The organism is Vibrio sp. 10N.261.51.A4, from assembly GCF_041471945.1.
Taxonomy (GTDB): Bacteria; Pseudomonadota; Gammaproteobacteria; order Enterobacterales; family Vibrionaceae; genus Vibrio; species Vibrio crassostreae_C.
The window spans coordinates 1-23,818 of record NZ_JBFRPJ010000052.1 but is presented as its reverse complement, the minus strand read 5'-3'; the positions used below and the strand labels follow the sequence as shown (position 1 = coordinate 23,818).

The 23,818-nt window shown below is 44.8% G+C and carries 17 protein-coding genes and 1 riboswitch; of the genes, 10 read left to right on the top strand and 7 right to left on the bottom strand.

The features are described 5' to 3' along the window. Window positions 1-61 precede the first annotated feature (61 nt). The 4 genes from cmoB (at window position 62) to AB4384_RS12345 (ending at window position 4,593) form a co-directional block, all read left to right on the top strand. Window positions 62-1,033 (top strand): tRNA 5-methoxyuridine(34)/uridine 5-oxyacetic acid(34) synthase CmoB, encoded by a 972-nt coding sequence (gene cmoB, locus AB4384_RS12360; protein WP_017062084.1) that lies wholly within the window; start codon window positions 62-64, stop codon window positions 1,031-1,033. Window positions 1,034-1,345: 312 nt separating this feature from the next. Next, complete coding sequence (locus tag AB4384_RS12355) at window positions 1,346-2,086, top strand: ATP-dependent zinc protease (RefSeq protein ID WP_372129619.1); 741 nt, start codon at window positions 1,346-1,348, stop codon at window positions 2,084-2,086. 17 nt (window positions 2,087-2,103) lie between these two features. After that, on the top strand, window positions 2,104-3,609 hold the full coding sequence (locus AB4384_RS12350) for an inactive transglutaminase family protein (protein ID WP_029235671.1): 1,506 nt from the start codon (window positions 2,104-2,106) through the stop codon (window positions 3,607-3,609). A gap of 3 nt (window positions 3,610-3,612) precedes the next feature. Next, the gene (locus AB4384_RS12345) at window positions 3,613-4,593 is read left to right on the top strand and encodes an alpha-L-glutamate ligase-like protein (RefSeq protein WP_029235672.1); all 981 of its coding nucleotides are present in this window, start codon (window positions 3,613-3,615) and stop codon (window positions 4,591-4,593) included. 124 nt (window positions 4,594-4,717) lie between these two features. Here the strand turns inward: AB4384_RS12345 and fdhF are convergent, their stop codons facing one another. The 5 genes from fdhF to cmoM all read right to left on the bottom strand — a co-directional run bounded on the left by fdhF (window position 4,718) and on the right by cmoM (window position 16,807). Continuing rightward, window positions 4,718-8,947 (bottom strand): formate dehydrogenase subunit alpha, encoded by a 4,230-nt coding sequence (gene fdhF / locus AB4384_RS12340; protein ID WP_372129618.1) that lies wholly within the window; start codon window positions 8,945-8,947, stop codon window positions 4,718-4,720. A 367-nt stretch (window positions 8,948-9,314) separates the two neighbouring features. Further along, complete coding sequence (gene mukB / locus AB4384_RS12335) at window positions 9,315-13,775, bottom strand: chromosome partition protein MukB (RefSeq protein ID WP_372129617.1); 4,461 nt, start codon at window positions 13,773-13,775, stop codon at window positions 9,315-9,317. After that, entirely contained in the window at window positions 13,772-14,578 is an 807-nt protein-coding gene (mukE, locus tag AB4384_RS12330; RefSeq protein ID WP_050643794.1) for a chromosome partition protein MukE, read from the bottom strand. Before mukE ends, mukB begins: the two co-directional genes overlap by 4 nt. Beyond that, the gene (gene mukF / locus AB4384_RS12325; RefSeq protein ID WP_060982361.1) at window positions 14,559-15,896 is read right to left on the bottom strand and encodes a chromosome partition protein MukF; all 1,338 of its coding nucleotides are present in this window, start codon (window positions 15,894-15,896) and stop codon (window positions 14,559-14,561) included. The genes mukE and mukF overlap by 20 nt, the downstream gene beginning before the upstream one ends. Window positions 15,897-16,021: 125 nt before the next feature. Beyond that, window positions 16,022-16,807, bottom strand: a complete 786-nt coding sequence (cmoM, locus tag AB4384_RS12320; RefSeq protein ID WP_372129616.1) for a tRNA uridine 5-oxyacetic acid(34) methyltransferase CmoM — start codon at window positions 16,805-16,807, stop codon at window positions 16,022-16,024. 115 nt (window positions 16,808-16,922) lie between these two features. On the opposite strand from cmoM, the gene elyC reads away from it, so the two are divergent. Beyond that, entirely contained in the window at window positions 16,923-17,774 is an 852-nt protein-coding gene (elyC, locus tag AB4384_RS12315; RefSeq protein ID WP_372129615.1) for an envelope biogenesis factor ElyC, read from the top strand. A 166-nt stretch (window positions 17,775-17,940) separates the two neighbouring features. Here elyC and torR read toward each other — a convergent pair whose 3' ends face one another. Next, window positions 17,941-18,654 carry a two-component system response regulator TorR gene (torR, locus tag AB4384_RS12310; RefSeq protein WP_172379748.1) on the bottom strand — a complete coding sequence of 238 codons (714 nt, stop codon included), beginning with the start codon at window positions 18,652-18,654 and terminating at the stop codon, window positions 17,941-17,943. 285 nt (window positions 18,655-18,939) lie between these two features. Here torR and torD point away from each other — a divergent pair, with 285 nt between their 5' ends. From torD to AB4384_RS12295, 3 genes are all read left to right on the top strand, one after another. Then, window positions 18,940-19,587: a molecular chaperone TorD gene (gene torD / locus AB4384_RS12305; protein ID WP_372129614.1), complete on the top strand. Its 648-nt coding sequence runs from the start codon at window positions 18,940-18,942 to the stop codon at window positions 19,585-19,587. Window positions 19,588-19,903: 316 nt separating this feature from the next. Next, window positions 19,904-20,908 (top strand): HTH-type transcriptional repressor PurR, encoded by a 1,005-nt coding sequence (gene purR / locus AB4384_RS12300; RefSeq protein ID WP_372129613.1) that lies wholly within the window; start codon window positions 19,904-19,906, stop codon window positions 20,906-20,908. A 170-nt stretch (window positions 20,909-21,078) separates the two neighbouring features. Then, window positions 21,079-21,164: riboswitch (cyclic di-GMP riboswitch) on the top strand. A gap of 127 nt (window positions 21,165-21,291) precedes the next feature. Then, a complete protein-coding gene (locus tag AB4384_RS12295; protein ID WP_019820997.1) occupies window positions 21,292-21,882 on the top strand; it encodes a TfoX/Sxy family DNA transformation protein in 591 nt (196 codons plus the stop codon). A gap of 97 nt (window positions 21,883-21,979) precedes the next feature. On the opposite strand, the gene AB4384_RS12290 is transcribed toward AB4384_RS12295, so the two are convergent. Next, window positions 21,980-22,339: a DUF3316 domain-containing protein gene (locus AB4384_RS12290; protein ID WP_017067843.1), complete on the bottom strand. Its 360-nt coding sequence runs from the start codon at window positions 22,337-22,339 to the stop codon at window positions 21,980-21,982. 379 nt (window positions 22,340-22,718) lie between these two features. Here AB4384_RS12290 and AB4384_RS12285 point away from each other — a divergent pair, with 379 nt between their 5' ends. Beyond that, window positions 22,719-23,399, top strand: a complete 681-nt coding sequence (locus tag AB4384_RS12285) for a TVP38/TMEM64 family protein (RefSeq protein ID WP_102394105.1) — start codon at window positions 22,719-22,721, stop codon at window positions 23,397-23,399. 64 nt (window positions 23,400-23,463) lie between these two features. Next, the gene (locus AB4384_RS12280; protein ID WP_017062099.1) at window positions 23,464-23,781 is read left to right on the top strand and encodes a DUF2007 domain-containing protein; all 318 of its coding nucleotides are present in this window, start codon (window positions 23,464-23,466) and stop codon (window positions 23,779-23,781) included. Window positions 23,782-23,818 lie beyond the last annotated feature (37 nt).

The window sequence follows — 23,818 nt, the reverse complement described above, 5'->3', positions numbered from 1 at the left end:
TGTCCACACTCTTAATGGAGTGACAAATTTAATTTCTACACCACCAACTCAGTGAAAACCTATGTTTAATTTTGCCAATTTTTATCAACTTATTGCCCAAGATACTCGCCTTCAGCCGTGGCTAAATGTCCTGCCACAGCAACTGACCGATTGGCAAAATGCAGAGCACGGTGACTTTGACCGCTGGCTACGTGCACTAAACAAGATTCCACAAGACGTGCCAGATCAAGTTGACCTGAAAAATTCAGTGACGATTGGTAGTTCTACGCCATACCACACAGGCGAACTGAAAAAGCTAGAAAGCTTATTGAAGACTTTCCACCCGTGGAGAAAAGGTCCTTATACGGTTCACGACATCCATATCGATACAGAGTGGCGCAGTGACTGGAAATGGGATCGTGTGCTTCCACATATATCTCCATTAAAAAACCGTTCGGTTCTCGATGTAGGTTGTGGCAATGGTTACCACATGTGGCGCATGCTGGGTGAAGGTGCTCGCTTAACGGTTGGTATCGATCCTTCCCACCTATTCTTGGTTCAGTTTGAAGCAATTCGTAAGTTGATGGGCGATGACCAACGAGCTCACCTATTACCTCTAGGTATTGAGCAGCTCCCAAAGCTAGAAGCCTACGACACGGTATTCAGCATGGGCGTGCTTTACCATCGTCGTTCACCACTGGACCACTTGATTCAACTGAAAGACCAATTGGTGTCTGGCGGTGAACTGGTTCTTGAAACCTTGGTGATTGAAGGCGATGAGAACGCAGTATTAGTTCCGGTTGACCGTTACGCGCAAATGAGAAACGTCTACTTCTTCCCTTCAGCTCGCGCACTGAAACGCTGGCTAGAACAAGTTGGTTTTGAAGACGTACGAATCGTTGACGAAAATGTCACGACAATTGGTGAACAACGCACCACAGAATGGATGACACACAACTCTCTTCCAGATTACCTCGATCCGAACGATCCAAGTAAAACGGTTGAAGGTCACCCTGCACCGAGACGTGCGATTCTGGTAGCAACAAAGCCATAGATTTACTGCCCACAAAGCAGTGGCATATTGAGTAAATAAAGCACAAGCCTATTAAGGCAGCAAAACAATTGCTTGCATGGTCAAAAAGCCACTGTTAATTTCGCGGTGAACCTTGCTTCCTTAGCTTAAGAATTGAACAAAAATTGACTTGTGTTTAATAAGTGAGCTATTCCAAATAGCAATAATTGGCGTAGCGCTCACATTGCGATTCAATATGACCAGACTCTTACAATAGGATGCTTCACGCATCCTTTTTTGTGGGCTAAACTTCTAAATAGTCTGAACTATTCTCTAATTCTCAAAGGTTTTTTTATGTTTAAGCGATTATCGCCTATTGTGGCGGTTGGTTTGCTCTCTGGTTGTACTCTTACAAATGGTGCTACCTACCACCAAGAAACTCTCGACGCTATTTCCCGCTCAGAGACAAACATCGCAAATAAGGTTCAAAATCTTGAACTGCAACTAAGCAATCAAAGTGACTATATTGAAAGCTTAGAAGACGAAATTACTACCCTTTCTAGTCAATTAGATACCCATCTAACGAGCATGGAACACAAGGTTATTGAAGAGCTAGAGGAAGAGAAACCGGTCGCTATTGCCGTTGCTCCTATCGCTCCTATATCACAACCGACTATCCTTGGCGGCATCGAAAAAGTGTTTATCGACTCTATCAAGCAAAGCTTTGATGCTCGTGTTGATACAGGTGCAACCACCTCTTCTTTAAACGCTGTCGATATCAAAGAATTCGAACGTAACGGCAAGAACTGGGTTAAATTTCACCTAGACGACAAAGCCCAAGCTAAAGAAGACCAGAAATGGATTGAAGCGCCTGTTGTACGTTATGTAAAAATCCGTCAATCAACCAATGATCAAGCAGAACGTCGAGCTGTGATCGAATTATGGGTGAAAGTTGGAAAAATCCATGAAAAAGCGCAATTTACATTGGCGGATCGCTCTCAAATGAGTCACCCTGTGTTACTAGGGCGCGAATTTATCAAAGACATAGCGCTAGTAGATGTAAGTAAAAAGTACGTACAAACGGAAGTTAAATAACAATAGTAGGGTAAGCTATGACGTCAAGAATTCCATTTTATATCTCTATATTCCTGCTTATTGTGGCAGGTATAACACTGAGTATGTTCAGACATACGACCTACGGTGTACCTTGGACTCCAGGGGAAACCAGACAGGTTTGGGACGTTGAAGCTCGCATCGAGTTCAACGCAGTAGGCAAAGAAGCAAAAGTTTCCTTAGCGGCTCCTCATACTCAGTCTAACTACACACTTATCGGCGAATCGGCTTCATCGCCAGGTTATGGTATCTCTTACTTGAATACCGAATCAGGTCGCCGCGCAGAGTGGTCTATTCGATACGCAGATGGCCCTCAAACTATCTACTACAAAACACAATTCCTAGTCGACAACCAAGCAAAAGTTGATGCTATACCGCCAGAAGGCGAAGTCGCACAGCCAAGCTTCGACGGCCCTGAAGAAGCCGCTTCTTTTGCATTGATTGATAGAGCGACAAAGCGTTCTGCAGACAACCTCACTTTTACCCGTGAGCTCATCAAAACACTTAACGATCCAGACAGCCAAAACTCAGCGCTAATTCTGAATAACATGACTAAAGTGGAAGCGACACACAAGCTACTTTCAGCAGCAAACATTCACAATAAAGTGGTTGGTGTTATCGAGCTAGAAGATGGACGTCGTCGTCAATCTATCCAGCAAATGAACCAGATCTGGGATAACGACCAATGGGTTTTATTCTCTCCTGAATCAAGCGAACAGCAAGTTCAGCCAAACCTGCTAATTTGGGATGAATCAAATGTATCTCTATTAGACGTGGTTGGCGGTCAGAACAGTAAAGTTCACTTCTCGATGATTGCTCAGGAGGTGACTCCCACTGAAGCAACCAACAGTAAAGTCTCTGCGGATCAACTGTTAAACCTTTCCATTCATAGTCTGCCGCTAGAAGAGCAAGCGATGTTTAAAACCATCATGCTGATTCCTATAGGTGCTCTGATTGTTGTGTTCCTACGTGTCATCATCGGTCTGAAAACGTCTGGTACGTTCATGCCTGTACTGATTGCGGTAGCCTTTGTACAAACACAATTGGTAACGGGTATTGTCGGCTTCCTACTTATCGTAGGTACAGGTCTTATTATTCGAAGTTACTTATCCAAGCTCAACTTACTGCTGGTCGCCAGGATATCCGCCGTAATCATCACGGTAATCATGATCATTTCTGTATTCACTGTGGTCGCGTTTAAAGTGGGTCTGACTGAAGGTCTATCCATTACGTTCTTCCCAATGATTATCCTATCTTGGACTATCGAACGTATGTCTATCCTATGGGAAGAAGAAGGCGCGAAAGAAGTAATGCTGCAAGGTGGTGGTTCTCTATTCACTGCGGTTCTTGTTTACTTAGGCATGACTAACCCGTTCATTCAGCACTTAACGTTTAACTTTATTGGTTTACAACTTGTTATTCTAGCGACCATCTTGCTACTAGGTAACTACACAGGATACCGTCTAACCGAGCTTCGTCGCTTTAAACCGCTAGCGGAGGACTAAGTTATGTTTGATCAGTTTACTTCACCGTTTAGGTTGAAAGACAAAGGCATAATGGGAATGAACAAGCGTAACCATAGTTATATTGGTCGCTACAATGATCGTTCCAAGTATCCACTCGTTGATGACAAGCTTAAGACGAAGATCATTGCTGAACAGGCTGGTGCTACTGTACCAAAACTGATTGGCGTGATTGGTCATCAAGCTGAAGTAAAAACAATCCACAAGATGGTAAAAGAGTGGCCGGGTTTCGTAATCAAGCCAGCTCAAGGCAGTGGTGGTAAAGGTATCCTTGTTGTGACTTCTCACAAGGACGGCGTTTACACCAAGCCATCGGGTTCGACTATCAATGAAGAAGACGTAGAGCGCCACATCAGTAACGCTCTCGCGGGTCTTTTCTCACTCGGTGGTAAGAACGATGTTGCTGTAGTTGAAAACCTCATCAAGTTTGACGAGTGTTTTGACGGCTTCAGTTACGAGGGTGTACCAGATGTACGAATCATTGTATTCAAGGGCTACCCTGTAATGGCGATGATGCGTCTATCGACTTCGGCTTCTGATGGTAAAGCTAACTTGCACCAAGGTGCTGTGGGCGTAGGTATTTGTATCGCTACGGGTAAAGCCGTTCGTGCGGTTCAATTTGACCACCCAGTGACTCACCACCCAGATACGGGTAAAGAGTTGGCGCTACTACAAGTACCCCATTGGGAAAAGCTGCTGACACTTGCATCAAGTGCTTGGGAAATGACAGGCCTTGGTTACATGGGTACGGACATGGTTTTAGACCAAGAAGAAGGCCCGATGGTACTGGAGCTAAACGCTCGCCCTGGATTAGCAATACAGATTGCAAACGGCGCAGGTTTATTACCTCGCTTGCATCATATTGAAAACCTGGGCACACCGGCTGAATACCCAAAACCAGCAGAGCGCGTTGCCTACGCTGCTAAGCAATTTGGTGTTCACGGTAGCGAAATTGTTCAAAACTAAGCTCATCTAAATTAAAGCGAAACGACTCAGTTATTGATACTGAATCTAGCTCGATAAAAAGGCCGCATAACTCTGAGAGTTACGCGGCTTTTTAATGCCAGCCGTCTTCACCGAGCTAATATGATTAAGCCTCTGTTACTTCACACTCAGGCTCACGAATAGGATCAATACGCACAGCCGCCACCTTAAATTCAGGGATCTTCGCGTGTGGATCAGTCGCTGTGGTAGTCAAACGGTTAACTGGTGATTCAACAAAATGGAATGGAATAAATACCACACCCTTTTGCATTCGTTTAGTCACAAAGGCCGCGATTTCGATTTCACCACGACGTGTTGAGACCTTAAGCATCTGACCATTCGAGATACCTAGCGCTTCAGCATCATGAACACTCACCATGGCACGCGGTCCTGCTAAGTTATCCAACCCTTTTGTTTTACGTGTCATGGTTCCGGTGTGGAACTGTTCTAGAATACGGCCTGTCGTTAATACTAACGGGTATTCCGCATCCGGTAGCTCAGCAGCGTATCTAAACGGAATCGCCTCCATTTGACCACGCCCACGCGTAAATTGGGTCTGGTGCATGATACGTGTGCCATCAGGGTTGTTCTTATTACTTGGCCATTGCACGCCGTTCACCGTAATGTTCTCCCAACGTAAACCACCATACTGTGGCGTGACACGCGCTATCTCATTGGTGATATCAGCAACCGAGTCATATTCCCAATTGCCGCCCATCGCATTAGCCAACATTTGGATAATCACCCAATCTTCTTTCGCTTCACCTGGAGGCAATACCGCCGGGTTAATACGCTGAACACGACGCTCGGTATTAGTAAAATGACCAGACTTCTCAGCAAACGAGCAAGACGGTAGCACCACATCGGCATATTGAGCGGTTTCGGTTAAGAAAATATCTTGAACCACGAGGAAATCTAACGCTTCAAGACCTTCAATCACATGCGCTTGGTTCGGGTCACTCAGCACTGGGTTCTCGCCCATTACGTACAGACCACGAACATCTCGATGACACGCTCCATCAATAATTTCGGTCAACGTTAAGCCTGTTTCAGCCGGTAGGTCAGAAACACCCCACTCCATCGCGAATTTTTGACGAACCATTGGGTTGTACACTTTCTGATAACCCGGAAGGTTATTTGGCAATGCGCCCATGTCACACGCACCCTGAACATTGGATTGACCACGTAATGGGTTGATACCGCCGCCTTCAATTCCGATATTGCCACACAAGAGCTGTAGGTTAGCGATTGATCGAACGTTATCGTGACCAGTGGTATGTTGCGTAATGCCCATCGAGTAGTACACCGCTGTACGCTCTGCTGTACCAATCAATCGCGCCATTGCGAAGATGTCTTCCGCTTTAACGCCAGTTACCAGCTCCACTTTGTCTAGTGAATAACTTGGTGACATTACCTCTTGAAGCAAGGTATCAAAGCCATCCACACGGTCTTCGATATACTCTTGGTCGTACCAACCGTGTTTGATGATTTGCTGCATCACACCATTGATCAACATTACATCAGTACCCGGTCGGTGCGCTAAATAAAGTTCAGCATGGTCAGCAATATCGATTCGTTTTGGATCGGCAACGATCAATCTCGCTCCACCATGTCTCACAGCTTGCTTGATATGCGAGCCAATAATTGGGTGTGCTGACGTGGTGTCGGAGCCAATAATAAAGATCACATCTGAGTGCTTGATGCTTGGAATATCATTGGTCATCGCCCCGCTACCTAGCGAAGCCTCTAAACCAGTAACAGTAGATGCGTGACAAAGGCGCGCACAGTGATCGACGTTATTGGTACCGAGTTCACGACGTATGAATTTTTGGAAGGCATAGTTATCTTCATTGGTGGTTTTCGCCGACGAGAACCCCGCTAAAGCGTTACTGCCAAAGCCTTGCTTAATCGCAGTAAACTTCTCGGCAATAAGCTTAACTGCCTCATCCCAACTTGCAGGTTGCAACCAGCCATCTTTACGAATTAATGGTGTGGTTAAACGCGCATCGCTGCCCACAAAATCGAAGCCAAATCGTCCCTTAACACACAACATGCCTTCATTAACCGGAGAGTCTCCGCCTTCGATATAGCGGATTTTGTTTTTCTGCTCATCGATATGCATGGTTAGCTTGCAGCCGACACCGCAATAGGTGCAGATGGTATCGACTTTCTTGAGTACGTCTGTGTCTCCCTGCTTTCTGTCGCGAGCATCCACCATTGCACCGGTTGGACACACCTGAATACACGATCCACATTGAACGCAGTTTGAGTCGCCCATTAAGGTCTTATCTGCCCCAAAGTTAGGGCGACATTCAGGTCTTGATGCAGGTTTGCCATCCGATTGATTCATGAAGCTTAGAACGCCATGAACATTCTGTTCTCGACATGCTTGAATACACTGGCCACAACTAATACAGCGGTTGGCGTCAAAGATAATGAACTCAGAACTGTCATCGACCGAAAATTTTTGCCTTGTTAACCCGACCTTCGCTTCTTCAGCACGAATCGCCTGCCAACTCTCATTCGAAGCCACATCGATTTTGTACTCTGGATGCGTTTGCGTTGCTTTGTATTCGGTCGAGTAGTCTCGTAGGTCGCAATCGGTATTGGCTTGGCAGCCACACTCTAGACATCTTGCAGCTTCCGCTATTGCATCAGCATTCTCAAACCCTGTTTCTACTTCATCAAAGCTTTGTTCACGCTGCTCGGGCGTTAGTTCTGGCATGATCTTACGAGCCATGCGTTGTATCGACTGGTATTGCTCAGGATCCACCGCTTTGAGCTGTTTGTGCTTTCTTGAGTTAAACGGTTTGGCTGGAATATTGTCCATATCACCATGGAAGAAGCGATCGATCGCTTGTGCAGCAATACGCCCATCCCCCACCGCTTCGACTGCGGTTGCAGGGCCGCGTCGGAAATCACCAATACTGAAAATATTTCCGGTTCCGGTATGCATGGTTTGTGGATCAGCATCTGCGGTATTCCAACGAGTAAGAGGAATATCAATCGCTTCATTGTCCATAAAGCTCAGATCAGGCTTTTGCGACACGGCAGCAATAACCGTATCAAACGCTTCAACAAAGAACTCGCCAGTTGGTTTAGGGCTGCGGCGGCCTGAAGCATCAGCAGGACCCAAAGCCATTCGTTCTAATCGTATTTCTGATACATGACCATTTTCATCGGCTATGTTTTCTGCAGGGTTGGTTAAGAAGTGGAACTTCACACCCTCATGTTCAGCTTCTTCGATTTCGTAATCTTCTGCTGGCATCTCATCTCGAGTACGACGATAAATCAGCGTAGTATCCGCGCCATCACGAACTGCGGTTCGAGCACAGTCAATCGCTGTATTACCGCCACCGATCACGGCAACCTTTTTACCAGTGACGTACTGCTGGTCGGTCACGTAATCTTTCAGATAATCGACACCCAAATAACAACCTCCGAGTTCGCTACCCGGGTAATTCATCTCGACCGCTTGTGATGCGCCAACGGCTAAACAAACCGCATCAAAATCGTTACTTAAATCAGACAGTGTAAAATCAACACCGAGTTTTTTACCGCACTCAACCACCATTCCGTTACGACACATCAACTCGATTTCTTTGTCTAAAATCGACTTCGGTAAGCGATATTCAGGGATGCCGTAACGCAGCCAACCACCCGCTTGGGGCATCGACTCATAGACACTGACATCATAGCCTTCGTTAGATAGGTAATAACCCGCCGTAAGACCACCGGGGCCACTACCAACAATAGCAATGCTCTTGCCTTTATTTGGTTTCTTCGCTGGCATGTAGCTCTCTTGAGCCGCTAGATCCGCATCAGCAGCGTGTCGTTTAAGTTGGCGAATCGCAATGGATTCATCGACCAAGTTACGACGACATTCGGTTTCACAGAAAGCAGGACACACACGACCAATTGAAAGCGGCATTGGCAATGTCTTTTTGATCACTTCAATCGCTTTGATGTGATCATTTTGAGCGATATGGTGCAGGTAAGATTGGATGTCGACCCCAGCAGGACAGGCTGTTTGGCATGGCGCTTCACAGTCAGCGTAGTGATCGGTCATGATGCGATTCAACGCTTCTTGTCGATGATTCGTTAACTGTTTTGACTGAGTGGTAATATTCAGCCCATTAGACACTTCAAGCTCACAAGAGCGAGTAACACCAACGCCATCAACTTCCACAACACACAAATCACACGGCACTTTATCCGCTGTTTTATTCAAACCACATAAAGATGGGATTTCCAAACCACATGTTTTTGCCGCTTCAAGAACGGTTTGTCCTTGCTCGACGATTCGATATTTCCCATCAATAACGATTTGAATCATACCTAAGTCCTACCTTTACCTTTCGCACACGCGAGTTATCAACAATTAAAATTTAAGTAATACAATATTATTAATATTATTAAATCTATGTCATTACCATACATTATTTGTGGTTTTGTGCGTGTGACCTCAAACAAGTTCCATTGATAATAACCATAATGTATGAGTGGTCTTATCAGTGTCGACGAAAGGATTAAGCGGGAGGGGTTCTGCTGTAGAAGTAAGAAGTAAGAAATCAGATTCAAGGTACAAAAAAGCCCCTAATGATTAGGGGCTTTGAACAAATATCATTGAGTCGCTTTCGAGCTTATAGCTAAGCTATCAAGGTTATTGCTCGGCTATCAAGATTATAATTCGGCTATCAAAGTTATTGCTCAGTTTCTTCGATAAGCTCTTGCACCGGAGATGCTGGTTTGTTTTGAGCAAAACCGCGCAGGCCAACAACATGTACGTGTTCGTGGTCTTTGAAGACCTTACGAACCAGTTTGTAGGTTGTACCTTTCTCTGGGCTAATGTTTTCAGGTGCTGCAATCAGAAGTTGCATACCCAAACGGTCACACAGTTCAAACAGCGTAGAGATCGACTTAGAATCCAAACGTGCTGCTTCATCAAGGAACAACAAACGACATGGAACGATGTCTTTACTGCGAAGTCGACGAGATTCCTCTTCCCAGCTCTGAATAACCATCAATAGGATTGACTGACCCGTACCGATCGCCTCACCCGTAGACAATGCGCCCGATTCAGCTTGTAACCAACCATCTGAACCACGGTTAACTTCAACACTCAGCTCTAGGTAGTTACGGTAATCCAGTAGCTCTTCACCAAGAACCTGTGGAGAACGTTGACCCATATCGATATGCGGGTTCACTCGTTGGAACAACTTCGCCATCGCTTCTGAGAAGGTAAAGCGCGTTGATTCAAACAAGTCTTTGTGTTGCTCTTGTTGAGTTGCTAGCCCTGATAGCAAGATCTCGTGGCTTTCACGGATCTTAACGTTCAGACGTACGCCTTTAACCTGACCAAAGTAAATGTTAGACAAACCTTGGTTCAGCATTCGAATACGGTTCTGCTCGCGCTGAATCGTTTTCTTGATGATGCTTGCTACGGACTCAGAGCTGATTGCCAGGCGATTTTCACGCTGCGTCAACTCTTCTGTTAGTCGAGCTAGCTCCACTTCCATCTCTTCGATTGCTTCAACCGGATCATCCGTGTGAATAATATCTTGGCGAATACGCTCACGAAGGTGTTGGTAAACCGCAATGTAGAACAGAACTTTACGCTCTGGATGCGCGTTGTCTTCAGATAAACGCAGCGAATCACGCAGGTCGTCATTGTCGGCTACCGCCAGACGTAGCGCACCCAGTGATTTATCCGACATAGAGCGAAGCTCGCCTGCCGTTAGATAAGCCAGTTCACGTTTATGCAGACGACGTTCAACATCATTCTCACGCGCTAAACGAAGTACTGAACACCAACCCGCTTTCGCTGCAACAACGAAAGTACGAAGCTCGGTGTACTCTTTTTGAACTTTCTTAAGACGCTTAGCCAGTGCTTTCATCTCAAGTTCAGTTGACGTAATCGTACGCTCGTATTCACTCTTACGGCTGCGAGATGTGTGCAGACGCTCTTGAAGCTCGTCACGACGACGTACAGCACGCTCTTCAGCGCCTTCGTCAGCGTTTACGCCGAACTCTTGTAGCTCTTGTTTGAACTCTTGAACCGTTTCTTGCTTCGCTTGATGTGAGCTCTTCAGTGCCGCCAATACTTGGTTGTATTGGTTCATCTGTTCGCGAGCTTGCTTCAAGCCATCGCGGCCTTTGGTTCTTGCTTGTTCAGCTTGAACCAACTTCGCTTTCAGTTGCTCGCTCAGTTCACTGCTCTTATTAAGCAAATCAACAGAATCCGCGTAAGCAAAGTAATGACGACGCTCAATCAGATCAGACAGTGCAAACACTTTGCCTTTTAGCGTTTGTAGCGCGTTGTCTGCTTGACGGTACTCTGCTTCCAAAGCTTCGAATTGCTCTGGGTCAGCGTCTAGTGCAGATACGAACTGTTCTAGAGAAGTAAGCGCCTTGCCGTGCGTATTCAAGTAAGATTTCGCTTCACTTAAACGCTCTAGTTGCGCTTCTAATTCAGCTAAACGCTCAGCCAATGTTTCGTCTTCTAAAATACGAACCATTGGTGCTAATTTATCTAGCGCACCAAGTGCCTGCTTGCTTTGTAGAAGCTGACTGCGTTGCTGCTGCTCTTTAGAGTTAAGCTCAGCCAGAGAACGAACAATTTGATTACGCTTATCACGAATCGCAGCAAGTGCTTGCTCTGGGTCTGCGTTAAACGCAACGTGCAGGTGCTTCGCAACAAAGCTGTTGAATGCTTGGTATAGGCGATTCAGTTTTTGAGAGTCAAACGCTGCCTTCGCGTGGTTTTCAACCACAACGTCACGCTCTTCGCGCAATTTCTCTAGACGTTGTTCACGAGCCGCACGGCCAAACAGTGGGATCTCAGGGAAACGAGAGTAACGCATTTGGCGATCGTTCAGCTGAACACACACTGCGCCTTCAAGCTCATCGGCATTGAATGAACTGTCATCAAACGCGTCGACATCGCCTTCTAGGATGTAAAGGTCTTCTGGACAATCATCAAGATCCACCAGCTTCTCTTTAATACCATCAAGATCAGAAACCACAATTGCGTGACGAGCCGGGCCGTACATCGCACTGAAGTACGGCGCATCACCAATAGTGATATCATCGTAGATCTCAGAAAGCAGCACGCCACCAAGCGTATCCGCTAGGCCTTTGAGGCGAGGATCGTTAGAACCACCTGGAGACGCTAAACGCTCAATTTCGTGCTCAAGTTCAGCTCGGCGCGTAGCCAACTGATCTTTTGCTACCGCTTGAGATTTCTCATCTTCAAGCACTTGCTGCATTTGAGTCATCACCGCTTGGCTATCTTCTAGCTCAGCTTCGGTTTGATCTCTCAGTGCTTCAAGCGCATCGTTTGCCGTGATCCACGCAGGAGCAATGGACTCAAGCTTTTGAATCTCTTGGTCGTGGTTTTGTTGTACACGACGTTGCTCACTCTTCGCTTCACGCAGCTCTTCTTGAGCGTACTCAAGAGATTCGATCTGCATAGCGTGACGTTCACGTTCTTCATCGAAAACCGCTTCGTCAGTCAGTGAGATGTTGTGTTGCTTTTGGTATTCAGTCGCTAGCTCTTTTGCTTGACGCTGCTGAGCCACATCACGAGCCATATCGCGGTGCTGAGCACGCCACTGCTGTTCATTTTCAACAACGTGTTTTGCGTTACGGCCTTTTTCTAAAGCTTGCTTAGCGCTTTGAGACGCTTCTTTACGCTCAACGTCACCCACAATACTTTTAACAAGAGCGAGCGCTTTGTCGAACTGCGCAGAAGCAGCAGAAGACATGTCTAGTTTATGTTTAGTAGACAGCAGCGTTTGAGTGCTTGATTCTTCTTGTGCTTTTAGCTCAGAAACCAGAGTTAGTGCGCTTTCTGCCGTAATAGACTCATCACCAAGTAGCTGCTTAGTTTTCTCTAATGCTTGAACCGCTTGCTGGTATTGAAGTGCACGAGTCTGCTGAACATCCAATGCTTGTTGGTAGTCAGCAAGCTGAGTTTTCAGGCTATCCACTTCTTCTTCAGTGATGGTTGCCTGCTCTTCAGCAAGAAGTACTCGCTCTTGAGCTTCTTCAACCACCATCATTTGCTCTTCTAGACGCTCGTTAAGCTCTTCTAGATCTTCGCTGTAGCGGGCAATTTTCTCTTGCTGACGAAGTGCAGTTTGAACTAATTGCAGATGATCCGAAGCCGCTTGGTAATCTTGCTCTAGTGCTGATTCTTGATCGACAAGTAACTCTAGTTCTTCTTGAACGCGGTTCAACAAGTTGTTTTGATCAAGCAAGGTTTCACGAGAACCAAACAGCTCACCACGGAACTTCATGGTTTGATCAAGCTTGTTGCGACGATCGTTAGCATGGCGCATGTAATCTGCTGCCACGTAGTTCGTAGATTCAGTGATCAAGTGCTTAAACAAATCACGATCCGACTGAGTCGTTTTGATCGCTTCTAGCGTCATACGGTTTTCGCGTAGTGCTGATTCCATGTCTTGGAACGCTTTCTTCACACCACCATTTTGCGGTAGAAGGTAATCACGCAGAGAACGCGTAATCGCACTTGAGATACCACCGTAAAGTGATGCTTCAATTAAGCGGTAGAACTTAGAACGGTCGCTGCTGTTACGTAGTTTCTTCGGTACCACACCGTATTCAAACATTTGCGAGTGGTAATCAACAATCGAAGAGAAGGCCTTAAAATGCGCGCCTTCGTATTGTGCTACCGCCGCTTTCACGTCGTTCAACTGACATACGCGAGCGTGGCTGTCTGAAACGTTCTGAATCAACACATCCGTTGGTTTCACATGGCTTGGAAGGCCTTGAATAACAAACGGTTTGATATCGACTTTCTTATCACGACCCGCAACTTGCTGCAGTTTTACTGCAAACAATAGACGCTGATTACGAGAGTTCACAACATCTAGTGCGGCATAACATGCGCCTGGCTGAAGCTTACCGTAAAGGCCTTTATCACGTGACGACTGCGAGCTACCCGCTTCCGTTGTGTTACGGAAATGCAGAAGGCTTTGGTCAGGGATCAGTGCTGTGATGAATGCCGCCATTGTGGTCGACTTACCCGCACCGTTACCGCCAGAAAGCGTTGTAACCAATCCATCAATATCAAAAGTACGCGCAAAGAAGCCGTTCCAGTTGACCATGGTTAATGATTGATACTTACCTCTTTCAATCATGCTTCACCTTCTACTTTTGTTTGTTCGCCATCGTTTGACTCAAGGTCAAAGTCAGCTTGATCGTTAAAAATGTCTTGTTGACCGTTTTCGTCTACGTCTGCAACGACTTCTGATACAGCTTCCGCTTGTTCTTCATTCAACAAGCTACCTTGGTTAGGCTCTTGGGTATGAACCACAGCTTCACCATCACGGATAAGACGTAATTGCGCTTCTTTCATATCGTCGCCAACACGAACGTCGGCGCCAAAACGGAATACCGCTTCGCTGATACGGAACTTGCCGGTTTCGCCAATCGCAATCAACATACCGATACGGCGTAAACGACGCAGAGAAGTACGTACTTTTTCGAACAGCTTTTCTTTATCTAAGTCAGAACCAGACGCACGGTTGGTTGCTAGCTTCATGAGTTTTTTCTCATCCGCTAACGACATCAACTCATCAAACAGTTCTTGGTTGGTGAAGATACCTTCATGAGCAAGACGTTCTGGGCTTAGGTATAAGAAACACAACACCTTGCCAACCAACATGTCGAGCTCAGACAACACACTACGACCAATCAGAGACGTAGAACGCGGACGCAAGTAAAAGAAACCTTCCGGCGCTTTTACCAGTTCCGTATTGTAGCGTTGATAGAAATGCTGAAGCTCAACTTCAAAATCGGACAACAACGCGTGGTTATCTAGATCTTCTGTTGAAACATGCTTGCCTGAACGCAACATGCTATCTAGCGCAGGGAACAGTGGGTTCGCTATCGCTTTTACCAGTTTCTCTGGCATGTAATCATCAGTACTTGTTAATGACATTTGCTTGTACCTTTGCACCGAAATCGTTGATTGCCTGCCAATCTGGCTGAATAGCCTGATAGTCAGACTCTGAGTAACCTAAGCGTACGGCTTGGTCGACAACAATTCTGGCTAAATCAAAATGGTGTGTGCGAGGGTGTGCAGCGAGGTAATCGCGTAACACATGGCCAAGATCAATTGGCGCGCCTTGCTGTTTGTGAGCTTTTAACATCTCTGCAATTCGATCTGAAAGCAGGTCATTCACTTGCTCAAATTCTTCGTACTCAACGTCGATTGGTGCTTGTCCCATCACTTCGTCATCACGAAGCACGAGCGCTTCATCACGAAGATCCGTCAGCTTCTCAGCATCGGCGTAGGTCAAAAGCCAAGGCGCATCAAAGTAGTCGGTAACCGACTGACGCAAGCGTTGGCTAAAGGCACGGTTTTTATCCATATCAATCGCGGTACGAATAAACTTGTGAACATGGCGGTCGTAGCCGATCCATAAATCGATGGCTTGTTGGCCCCAACTGGTGATTCGGTCTAGCTTCATCTGCAAGCCGAACAGGGTTTCGCCAACGAACTCGAGTTCATCGTCACCGTAAACAATTTCTTGAATATCGAGGATCTGTGTTTGCAGTTCATCACCCGCCGCTTGCAAGGTGTCTTGCAATTCTTTCAGTGTGGAAGAGGTTTCTGAAAGCAAGGTTTCACAGTTGTTAATCGCCTCTCGCCAATCCTTGTTTAAAAGGTCGGCAATTTGCTGTTTAACGGTTTGCTGCTGCTCATCCATAACACGTTGGTTAAGATCAATCTGATCGAAAATTTCACCAACAGAATACTTGAGCACGCCGTAAACATTCTTTCTCCAATGCCCTGGAGTTCCGCCTTTTTGTGCTGCTTCAATGGCTTTTGCCATCTCGTCCGCAACCATAGAAAGCTGGATAGACAGTTTTAATTTAGAGAACTGACGGTGGCGTAAGTAATAATCTGAAATACCAATCGCCAATGGTGATAAGCGATAAATACTCGCACCATCGGTGATTTCGCTAGTAAAGCGGCTAATCAACTTCTGTTTAACTAACTCGTTGATGGCATTGTTGGCACGAAACGCGGACGCTTCGCCAGTATCTTCAAACAGTCGAGTGACGATGGTAAATGCATCGTGCAGTTCACCCTCGCCCAACTCTTCATCGAACCTTTCATTGCTTAGTACTGCGATAGCAATCAAAAATGCTAAGCGCTCTGGTGGCAAGTTTAATGAAAAATCATGCTGCTTGACCCAGCCCACCAACTCATCAATTGGCTGCTCTTCGGCAGTTTGAGTCATTTCACTCATTGTGGTTCCTGTTACTGTTCTTCGTCATATCGAATCTATTAGATATGACGCCTATTTCTTTATGACGCGGGCTTCTTACGATTGCATAGCGCATGTTGTGGCTTCTTTTACCACATTCACCGCTGTTATTGCGCAGGTTTTTGAGCCCAAACGTGAATATAACGGCCTAGTGACAGATATGGCTCTTGGCGACATAGCTGTTTTTCCAGTTCCAATACATCTTCAAATTGGTAATCGCCCATGTACTCCATATTACCTATGTAGTCACTGAAAGAGCGAATGCCTGATTTACCACAGATTTCTAGACCAGCGTCTTCTATCCATTGATAAACCTCTTCCGGCTTCAAGCCTTTTTGTGGTTGCAGCTTAAACCGTTTTCGATGTGGCATCCCATTCAATACATGAGGAATGTTGCCACAAATCACATTTTTCAGGACTAATCCGTGGTGGTTGTAAAACATTATCGAAGCAACGCCACCCGGTTTAACTTGTTCAAGCAATAAATCAAGCGCCTCTTTAGGATCGGCTAACCATTCCATTACGGCATGAAACATCACAAAATCGACTTTCTCATCGAGATGTTCTGCGACTTTTTGTACCGGTGAATGAATAAATCGATATTGCTCTAGCAAACCCGCTTCGCTGATACTTTCTTTTGCGAGCTTCAGCATTTCAGAAGAGAGGTCACACAGAGAAACGTTATGCCCAAGCGACGCAATTTTTTGCGACATCTGCGCAAGTCCGCCTCCAGCATCAAGCACATGCAGCGGCGAAGCTGATTGCTCAAATTTGCTCAAAGCTTGTTCTAAATCTTCCCATACGATGATCTGACGGATCTCTCCTTTGTCAGAGCCGTAAATATTTTTTGCAAATTTGTGGGCAATATCGTCGAAATTACGGTCTTCAGTCACGGCTACTTGAGTTATTATGTCCTATCGTGCCTGCTATTCTGTCACAGGAATTTCAGGAATAAAGAGGCGATGTCTCTTTTTACTACTAAGTGATGTTTTTTCGGACTATTCGGATATGTTTGAGCTGAAAAAAGTAGTGTCTTCGCTATTGATGCCACTACCAGCAATGTTAATTCTCGCTTTTCTGGGTTTAGCCCTAGTGATGTTTACTACCAAAAGGAAGACTGGTTGCCTAATCACCCTTTCAGCCCTATGTGGTATTTTCCTAATCGCTTTCCAACCAGTTTCTAGTCAACTTTTAATGCCAATGGAAAGGCAACACACCGCATTTTTACCTGTCGATGAAACCGTCGATTACGTGATGGTTCTCGGAAGTGGTCACGTCGTAGATGACCAAATTCCACCGACATCAGAACTTAGCCGCACCGGCCTGATGCGTTTAAGTGAAGGGATTCGTATCCTACGTCTTTACCCTGGTGCAAAACTCATTTTGTCTGGCTATGGCGCAGGCACTGAAGTAAGTAACGCAAGAATGATGGCTAAGGTTTCATTAGCACTTGGCGTAGCAAAACCCGATATCATTCTGCTTGAAACCGCAAAAGACACCTGGGAAGAAGCTCGCCAAGCCGCTGCGTTCGTTAAGAATAAAAAAATGGTACTGGTGACTTCAGCGAGCCATATGACTCGTGCACTCAATGAATTCCATGCAGCTGGTATGAAACCACTGCCTGCACCAACCAACTACCTTGCACAAGAAGGCGTTGTTGAGCCTTGGAATAAGTACATGCCAAAAGCTCTCTACCTTGAGCAGACTGAGCGTTACTGGCACGAAACCATGGGATTAGTTTGGCAAGATTTACGTGATTGGCTTGATACAAGCAATGACATTGTTGAAGAGCCGGTGATTCCAGAAGCTTCCAGCTTAATTGAAGATGACGGTGAAGTTTCTGCGGCTCAGCCTCAGTAAGCCCATTGAATCTTTAAACTCATCTTGTGCAGACTGAGTCGGCAAGTATTTGTAGATTCTCTGGTCGTTACCAGTAAAGCTGAGTAATAAAAAAAGCCGAGACATCAATGATGTCTCGGCTTTTTACGTTTAAATGCCGTTGTTAATTAATCACTCCCGAAGAAAATCAATCACCAGCGAACATGTAACCTTCACCGTGAACCGTCACAAAGATTTGTGGGTTCTTAGGATCGAACTCCATTTTTGCACGCATACGACGAATCAGCACATCGATAGTACGGTCATTAGGCGCGTCCACTCGGTGGCTGATCATATTCAGAATACGTTCGCGGCTTAATACTTGGTTAGGGTAAGAAGACAACGCCACTAGCAGTTCGTATTCTGCTTTGGTCAGTTTCACCGGTTCGCCGTTTTTGCTTAACGCACGACGAGGGATATCAAATGTCCACTCACCAAAACGAACCACAGACTCATCTGATGTTTCTTCGACTGTGCCCGCAGCTGTTTTACGAGCGGCAGAAATACGCCAAAGTAGGTTTTTAACTCGAACTAATAACTCGCGAAGTTCGAAGGGTTTAGTAACGTAATCGTCAGCGCCCATTTCAAGGCCAACAATTTTGTCGATGCTATCCGTGCGTCCAGTAACTAAAATAATTCCAATGTCTGATTGACTGCGTAATTCGCGAGTTAGCATCAATCCATCTTCGCCTGGTAAGTTGATGTCCAGCATAATGAGGTCAACGTTGTTTTCTTCTAACACGTTTCTCATTTGAGCGCCGCTTTCTGCTTCGCTCACTGTGTAACCCTCGTTCTGGAAGTATCCAACCAGTTTACTGCGGGTTACCACATCATCTTCTACGACTAATACGTGATAGCTCATCTACACCACTTTTCTTATTTAATAGTTTCAGTGACTATTCTATTCATAACTAGTAACAATTCTAGTGGTACAGAAGATAAAAGCCAGAAACATGGATTTTTTTTGATACAAGACAATCTTAAACCTTGCTATTTATCGTCCATCGCAATTCAATATAGACATTACTACTAATGAGTAACTTTGCGTTTCGCAAATAACCTTGTTATTCAGCCTTGGTGTGCTTATGCCCAAGTGACTTCAAGATGCATATAAGCAACATCACAAGACTAAGTCAGGATCTAACAAATGAAAGATACGAAAGCGTTCAACGAGCAAAGAGCAGAAATATACTGGTGGCTATCAAGCTTATTCGCCAAAGAGCTCACTCAAGAAGAACTCGATCACTACCACTCTGTTGAAATTCGTTCTTTCCTTTCTGGTTTAGGTTCGAATGAAGCTCTAAAGCCTTCGATTGATAAGCTTGTAGACGCATTGAACCGTCTACAAACACGTGAAGATGCCCAACTGGAACTGTCTGCTGACTTCTGCGACCTTTTCTTAAAGACAGATAAGCACGGCGCTCTTCCTTACGCTTCAATGTACATCGGCGAAACAGGTCTATTAAACGATAAGCCAGCTAAAGACATGGAAGAGATCATGGCTAAGCACAACTTAATCGTGAACCAAGACTTAAAAGAACCTGCAGATCACATTGCTATCGAACTCGACTTCCTTGGCAATCTAATCATCCGTTCAAATGAAACTGAGCTTGAAGAAGAATTAGAGAAATCGTTCGTCATTCAACAGCAGTTTATCGAGCAGCAACTACTTACTTGGTTGCCAAAGTTTAATGTGAAATGTCATGACGTTGACCAATTTGGTTTCTACGCTTCGGTCTCATCTTTGCTACTCGCATTTTGCAATTTAGACACTCAATATTTAGCTTGTGAATAAGTTCGCCCAACGACTAGGTAAATAAATTCAGTAGAATGTGACAATTCACCCGGATTTCTGGGTGAATTATATTGCGAGTAATTTCTAGTCAGTCTAAAATTGTGACCGCAAACGATAAAATATGAAACATTCACGAAATGCTATGCTTATTTAAGTTCAGAGCATTTCGGTGTTAAGACAAGCCGCTCAATAGCGGTTTTTTGTTTTTTAGCACTTTAGTACCCAAAGAGCCCTACAAATTTAAGCTCTTAGTTAAGTAGCTTAACGGCTACTTTATTCCGTACTTTGGGAAAGTAGCTTCTAATAGGATAAAACCATGGCCACTATAAAAGATGTCGCTCGCTTAGCAGGCGTATCAACAACAACCGTTTCTCACGTAATCAACAAAACACGTTTTGTCGCAGAAGCGACTCAAGAAAAAGTAAACAAAGCCGTAGACGAACTAAACTATGCACCGAGTGCTGTTGCTCGTAGTTTGAAATGTAATACAACACGCACTATCGGCATGCTAGTAACTCAGTCAACCAACCTATTCTTCTCTGAGGTTATCGATGGCGTAGAGAGCTACTGCTACCGTCAAGGCTACACTTTGATTTTGTGTAACACAGGCGGTATTTATGAGAAGCAACGTGATTACATTCGAATGCTTGCAGAGAAGCGTGTAGATGGCATCTTGGTTATGTGTTCAGACCTAACTGAAGAACTAAGAGAAATGTTAGACCGTCACGCTGACATTCCTAAAGTAGTGATGGACTGGGGTCCTGAGAGCTCTCAAGCCGACAAGATCATTGATAACTCTGAAGAAGGTGGCTACCTTGCGACCAAGTACCTTATTGAACGCGGTCACTCTAAGATTGCTTGTTTAAGTGGCCACTTAGATAAAGCAGCCTGTGTTGAACGTATCGCAGGATACAAACGTGCATTTGACGAAGCTAATATTGCCACTGACGAACGCTTGATCATTGAAGGTAACTTTGAGTGTGATACGGCTGTTCTTGCTGCAGAACAAATCGTTGAGATGGAAGATCGTCCAACGGCGGTATTCTGCTTTAACGACACAATGGCACTCGGCTTAATGAGCCGACTGCAAGAAAAAGGCATCCGCATTCCTGAAGATATCTCAGTGATCGGTTACGACAACATCGAACTCGCTGAATACTTCTCTCCGCCGTTAACGACAGTTCACCAACCAAAACGTCGTGTTGGTAAGAATGCATTCGAAATTCTATTGGAGCGCATCAAAGACAAAGACCACGAAAAACGCGTCTTCGAAATGCACCCTGAAATTGTTGAACGAAGTACAGTTAAGACGTTAAATTAATTGATAATTCGAGTTTAATTTCATCAAGCGCACCTTTAGGTGCGCTTTTCTTATCAGCAACTATAATGAACCCTTATGCATAAATGAAAGATCATTAATTGAAGCAGTATCACATTTTGAAATATCAAGTGTGAGCTTCATTCAACAAAAACTTTATTCTATTCAATCAGTCACGCACAGGGCAAACCACTCGAAAGAGTGAGACGCAAAGCTTCCGGCCTAAACCACTCGTTGGTATGGTAGCGGGGTTACCGATGGCAAAATGCAGTAACTACTAATAATTTAGTAATTTACGGCTTATTGACAATTTAATTGCAACATTTTGCTAATCTCTCGGACCTGCTTATTTGGTGGCGTAGTTCAAATACACCGAGATAAATAACATGGATAAACCGATACTAAAGGACTCGATGAAGTTATTTGAGTCCCTAGGAAAAATAAAATCACGCTCAATGTTTGGTGGCTTCGGTCTTTTTGCTGATGACACTATGTTTGCTCTGGTTGTAAATGACCAGTTGCACATACGCGCAGACAAAGGCACAACTAAACAATTCGAACAACAAGGGTTTCAACCGTACGTCTACAAAAAACGTGGTTTCCCTGTCGTTACTAAATATTTCGCTTTACCTGAAGGCCTCTGGCAAGACCAAGAGAAAATCTTGCAGCTTGCAACCACGTCTCTAGGTTTTGCTAAAGAAGAAAAAGCTGAGCAGTCTTCTGCTAAGCCGACCCGACTCAAAGATCTGCCTAATCTTCGACTCGCTACCGAGCGTATGTTGAAAAAGGCAGGGATCGATTCTGTAGAACGTTTATATGAATCTGGCTCTGTAAACGCATTTAACGCCATCAAAGAATCGCATGCGTCTTCTGTCAGTATTGAACTACTTTGGGCGCTAGAAGGCGCGATTAATGGTACACATTGGTCTGTTATACCGCAGCAGCGTCGCGAAGAGCTTATCAATCGCGTCAATTAACATTGTCAGTGCAATCTATATACATAACTAAGCCGCATTTACTGCGGCTTTTTTTATGTCGACAAAACTAGTCTTATGTATAGCTGAACCACTGAGTTCAAAAAGATGGACGGTAATAGTATTTGTAATCCACTTTAACCATCGGAATGAAGTTAATTTCTCCAGAGGAATCCATTATTTCTTTTACTTTGATGGTACCGTTTTTGATTTCAAACGAGCGTACATCTACTTTTTCAGAGGCTTGCGGTAAGATTTTGCTCAATTCATATGAGCGCTTACTGTTTATATCCATCCAGATTTTTTTTCCAGATTCGTAAGCCTGTGATTGGCTCGCCACTACATCGCCTTTAAATACTTTAGACTCAACAGCCGCACGGTGATAGACGCCCGATCCCATGGCTTGGAAAGAGAATAGGCCCGTTGTAGCAATAACCGTAATCATTGATAATAATTTCATAGCTAGCTCCTTAGTTGTCTGCCTGAATAATTATCTAAAACAATCTTCATGCCACGATTGTTACGTATATAGAACGAGCCAAGACCAAAACTCTTTCAAATTTTTGTTACTTTTTACGTGGTACAAATTATCGCTAATAAAATAATGCATACAAAACAAGTCCCTAGCAGAGAGTCACAACCTTCTAATCAACGAATCTTTTTCCACCTCTATTCCGCCAATACTTGTCGCTAACATAAGACTAAGCAATTAGGCTAGCTTTTTGCCCCCGATCCATCGTCTAGAACAAATAGTTTTTTATTAACTGGTGAAAGTTAATCTATGCTTTGCCTGTCTATCTATACTATCGGTATGCATTGAAAATTTAGAGGAAGTATCAATGAGTAAGAAAATGATATTGGGTATTGTGTTGGTCGTAACCATCGTGTTGTTGGGCATCAATTTCGGCCAGTACTTAACGCTTGAAAATGCTAAGGCCCAACAAGCTGTGTTAAATGAATACATTGACAGCAACTTTATTGCGGCTGCCGCTATCTATTTTGTCGCGTATGTCATGATTACGGCTTTCTCCATTCCTGGAGCCGCTGTTGTGACCTTATTAGGGGCCGCGCTATTTGGCTTCTGGAACAGCTTGCTGCTGGTATCTTTCGCAAGTGCGATCGGTGCGACCTTAGCCTTCTTAAGTAGCCGTTACCTGTTGCGTGACTGGATTCAAACCAAGTTTGGTGACAAATTGGCGACGATTAACAAGGGGGTTGAAAAAGACGGCGCGTTTTACCTGTTTTCTCTGCGTCTGATTCCTGTATTCCCATTTTTCCTTATCAACCTATTGATGGGTCTAACACCGATGTCAGTGAGTCGTTACTACATTACGAGTCAAATCGGGATGTTACCGGGGACGGCAGTTTTCTTGAATGCTGGCACTCAGCTCGCAGAAATTGATTCACTTTCGGGCATCGTCTCCCCTTCAGTACTATTGTCATTTGCGTTATTGGGTATATTCCCAATAGTGGCTAAATGGTTGATGGGTAAGTTTCGCTCAGCACCCGTAGCTGAATAACGTATATAGCAGAATAGTTTATAATAGCTAAATAACACAGATAGCCGAATAAGGTTCTATTTCAATGAAAATCTTCAGTGCATCGAATCCGACAGAAGCTCATATCATCTGTGGATTATTAGAAAGCGAGAATATTGCCTGTGAAGTCCGTGGTGAGGGGTTGTTCGGATTAAAGGGGGAAATCCCATTCACCGAAGAAACTGACCCTTACGTATGGTTATATGAGCCAGAATTGGCCAGTAAAGCTCGCATGCTCGTCAATGACTACCAAAAGCAGCAAGATTCGATCATCTATGAAGAGTGGCGTTGTGGTGAGTGTCATGAAGTCAACGAAGCGCAATTCGGCTCGTGCTGGCAGTGCGGTGCTGCCTCACCTGAATAGCAAGGTCTCAGTAACCTGATAGGCTTTGTTTCCTAAT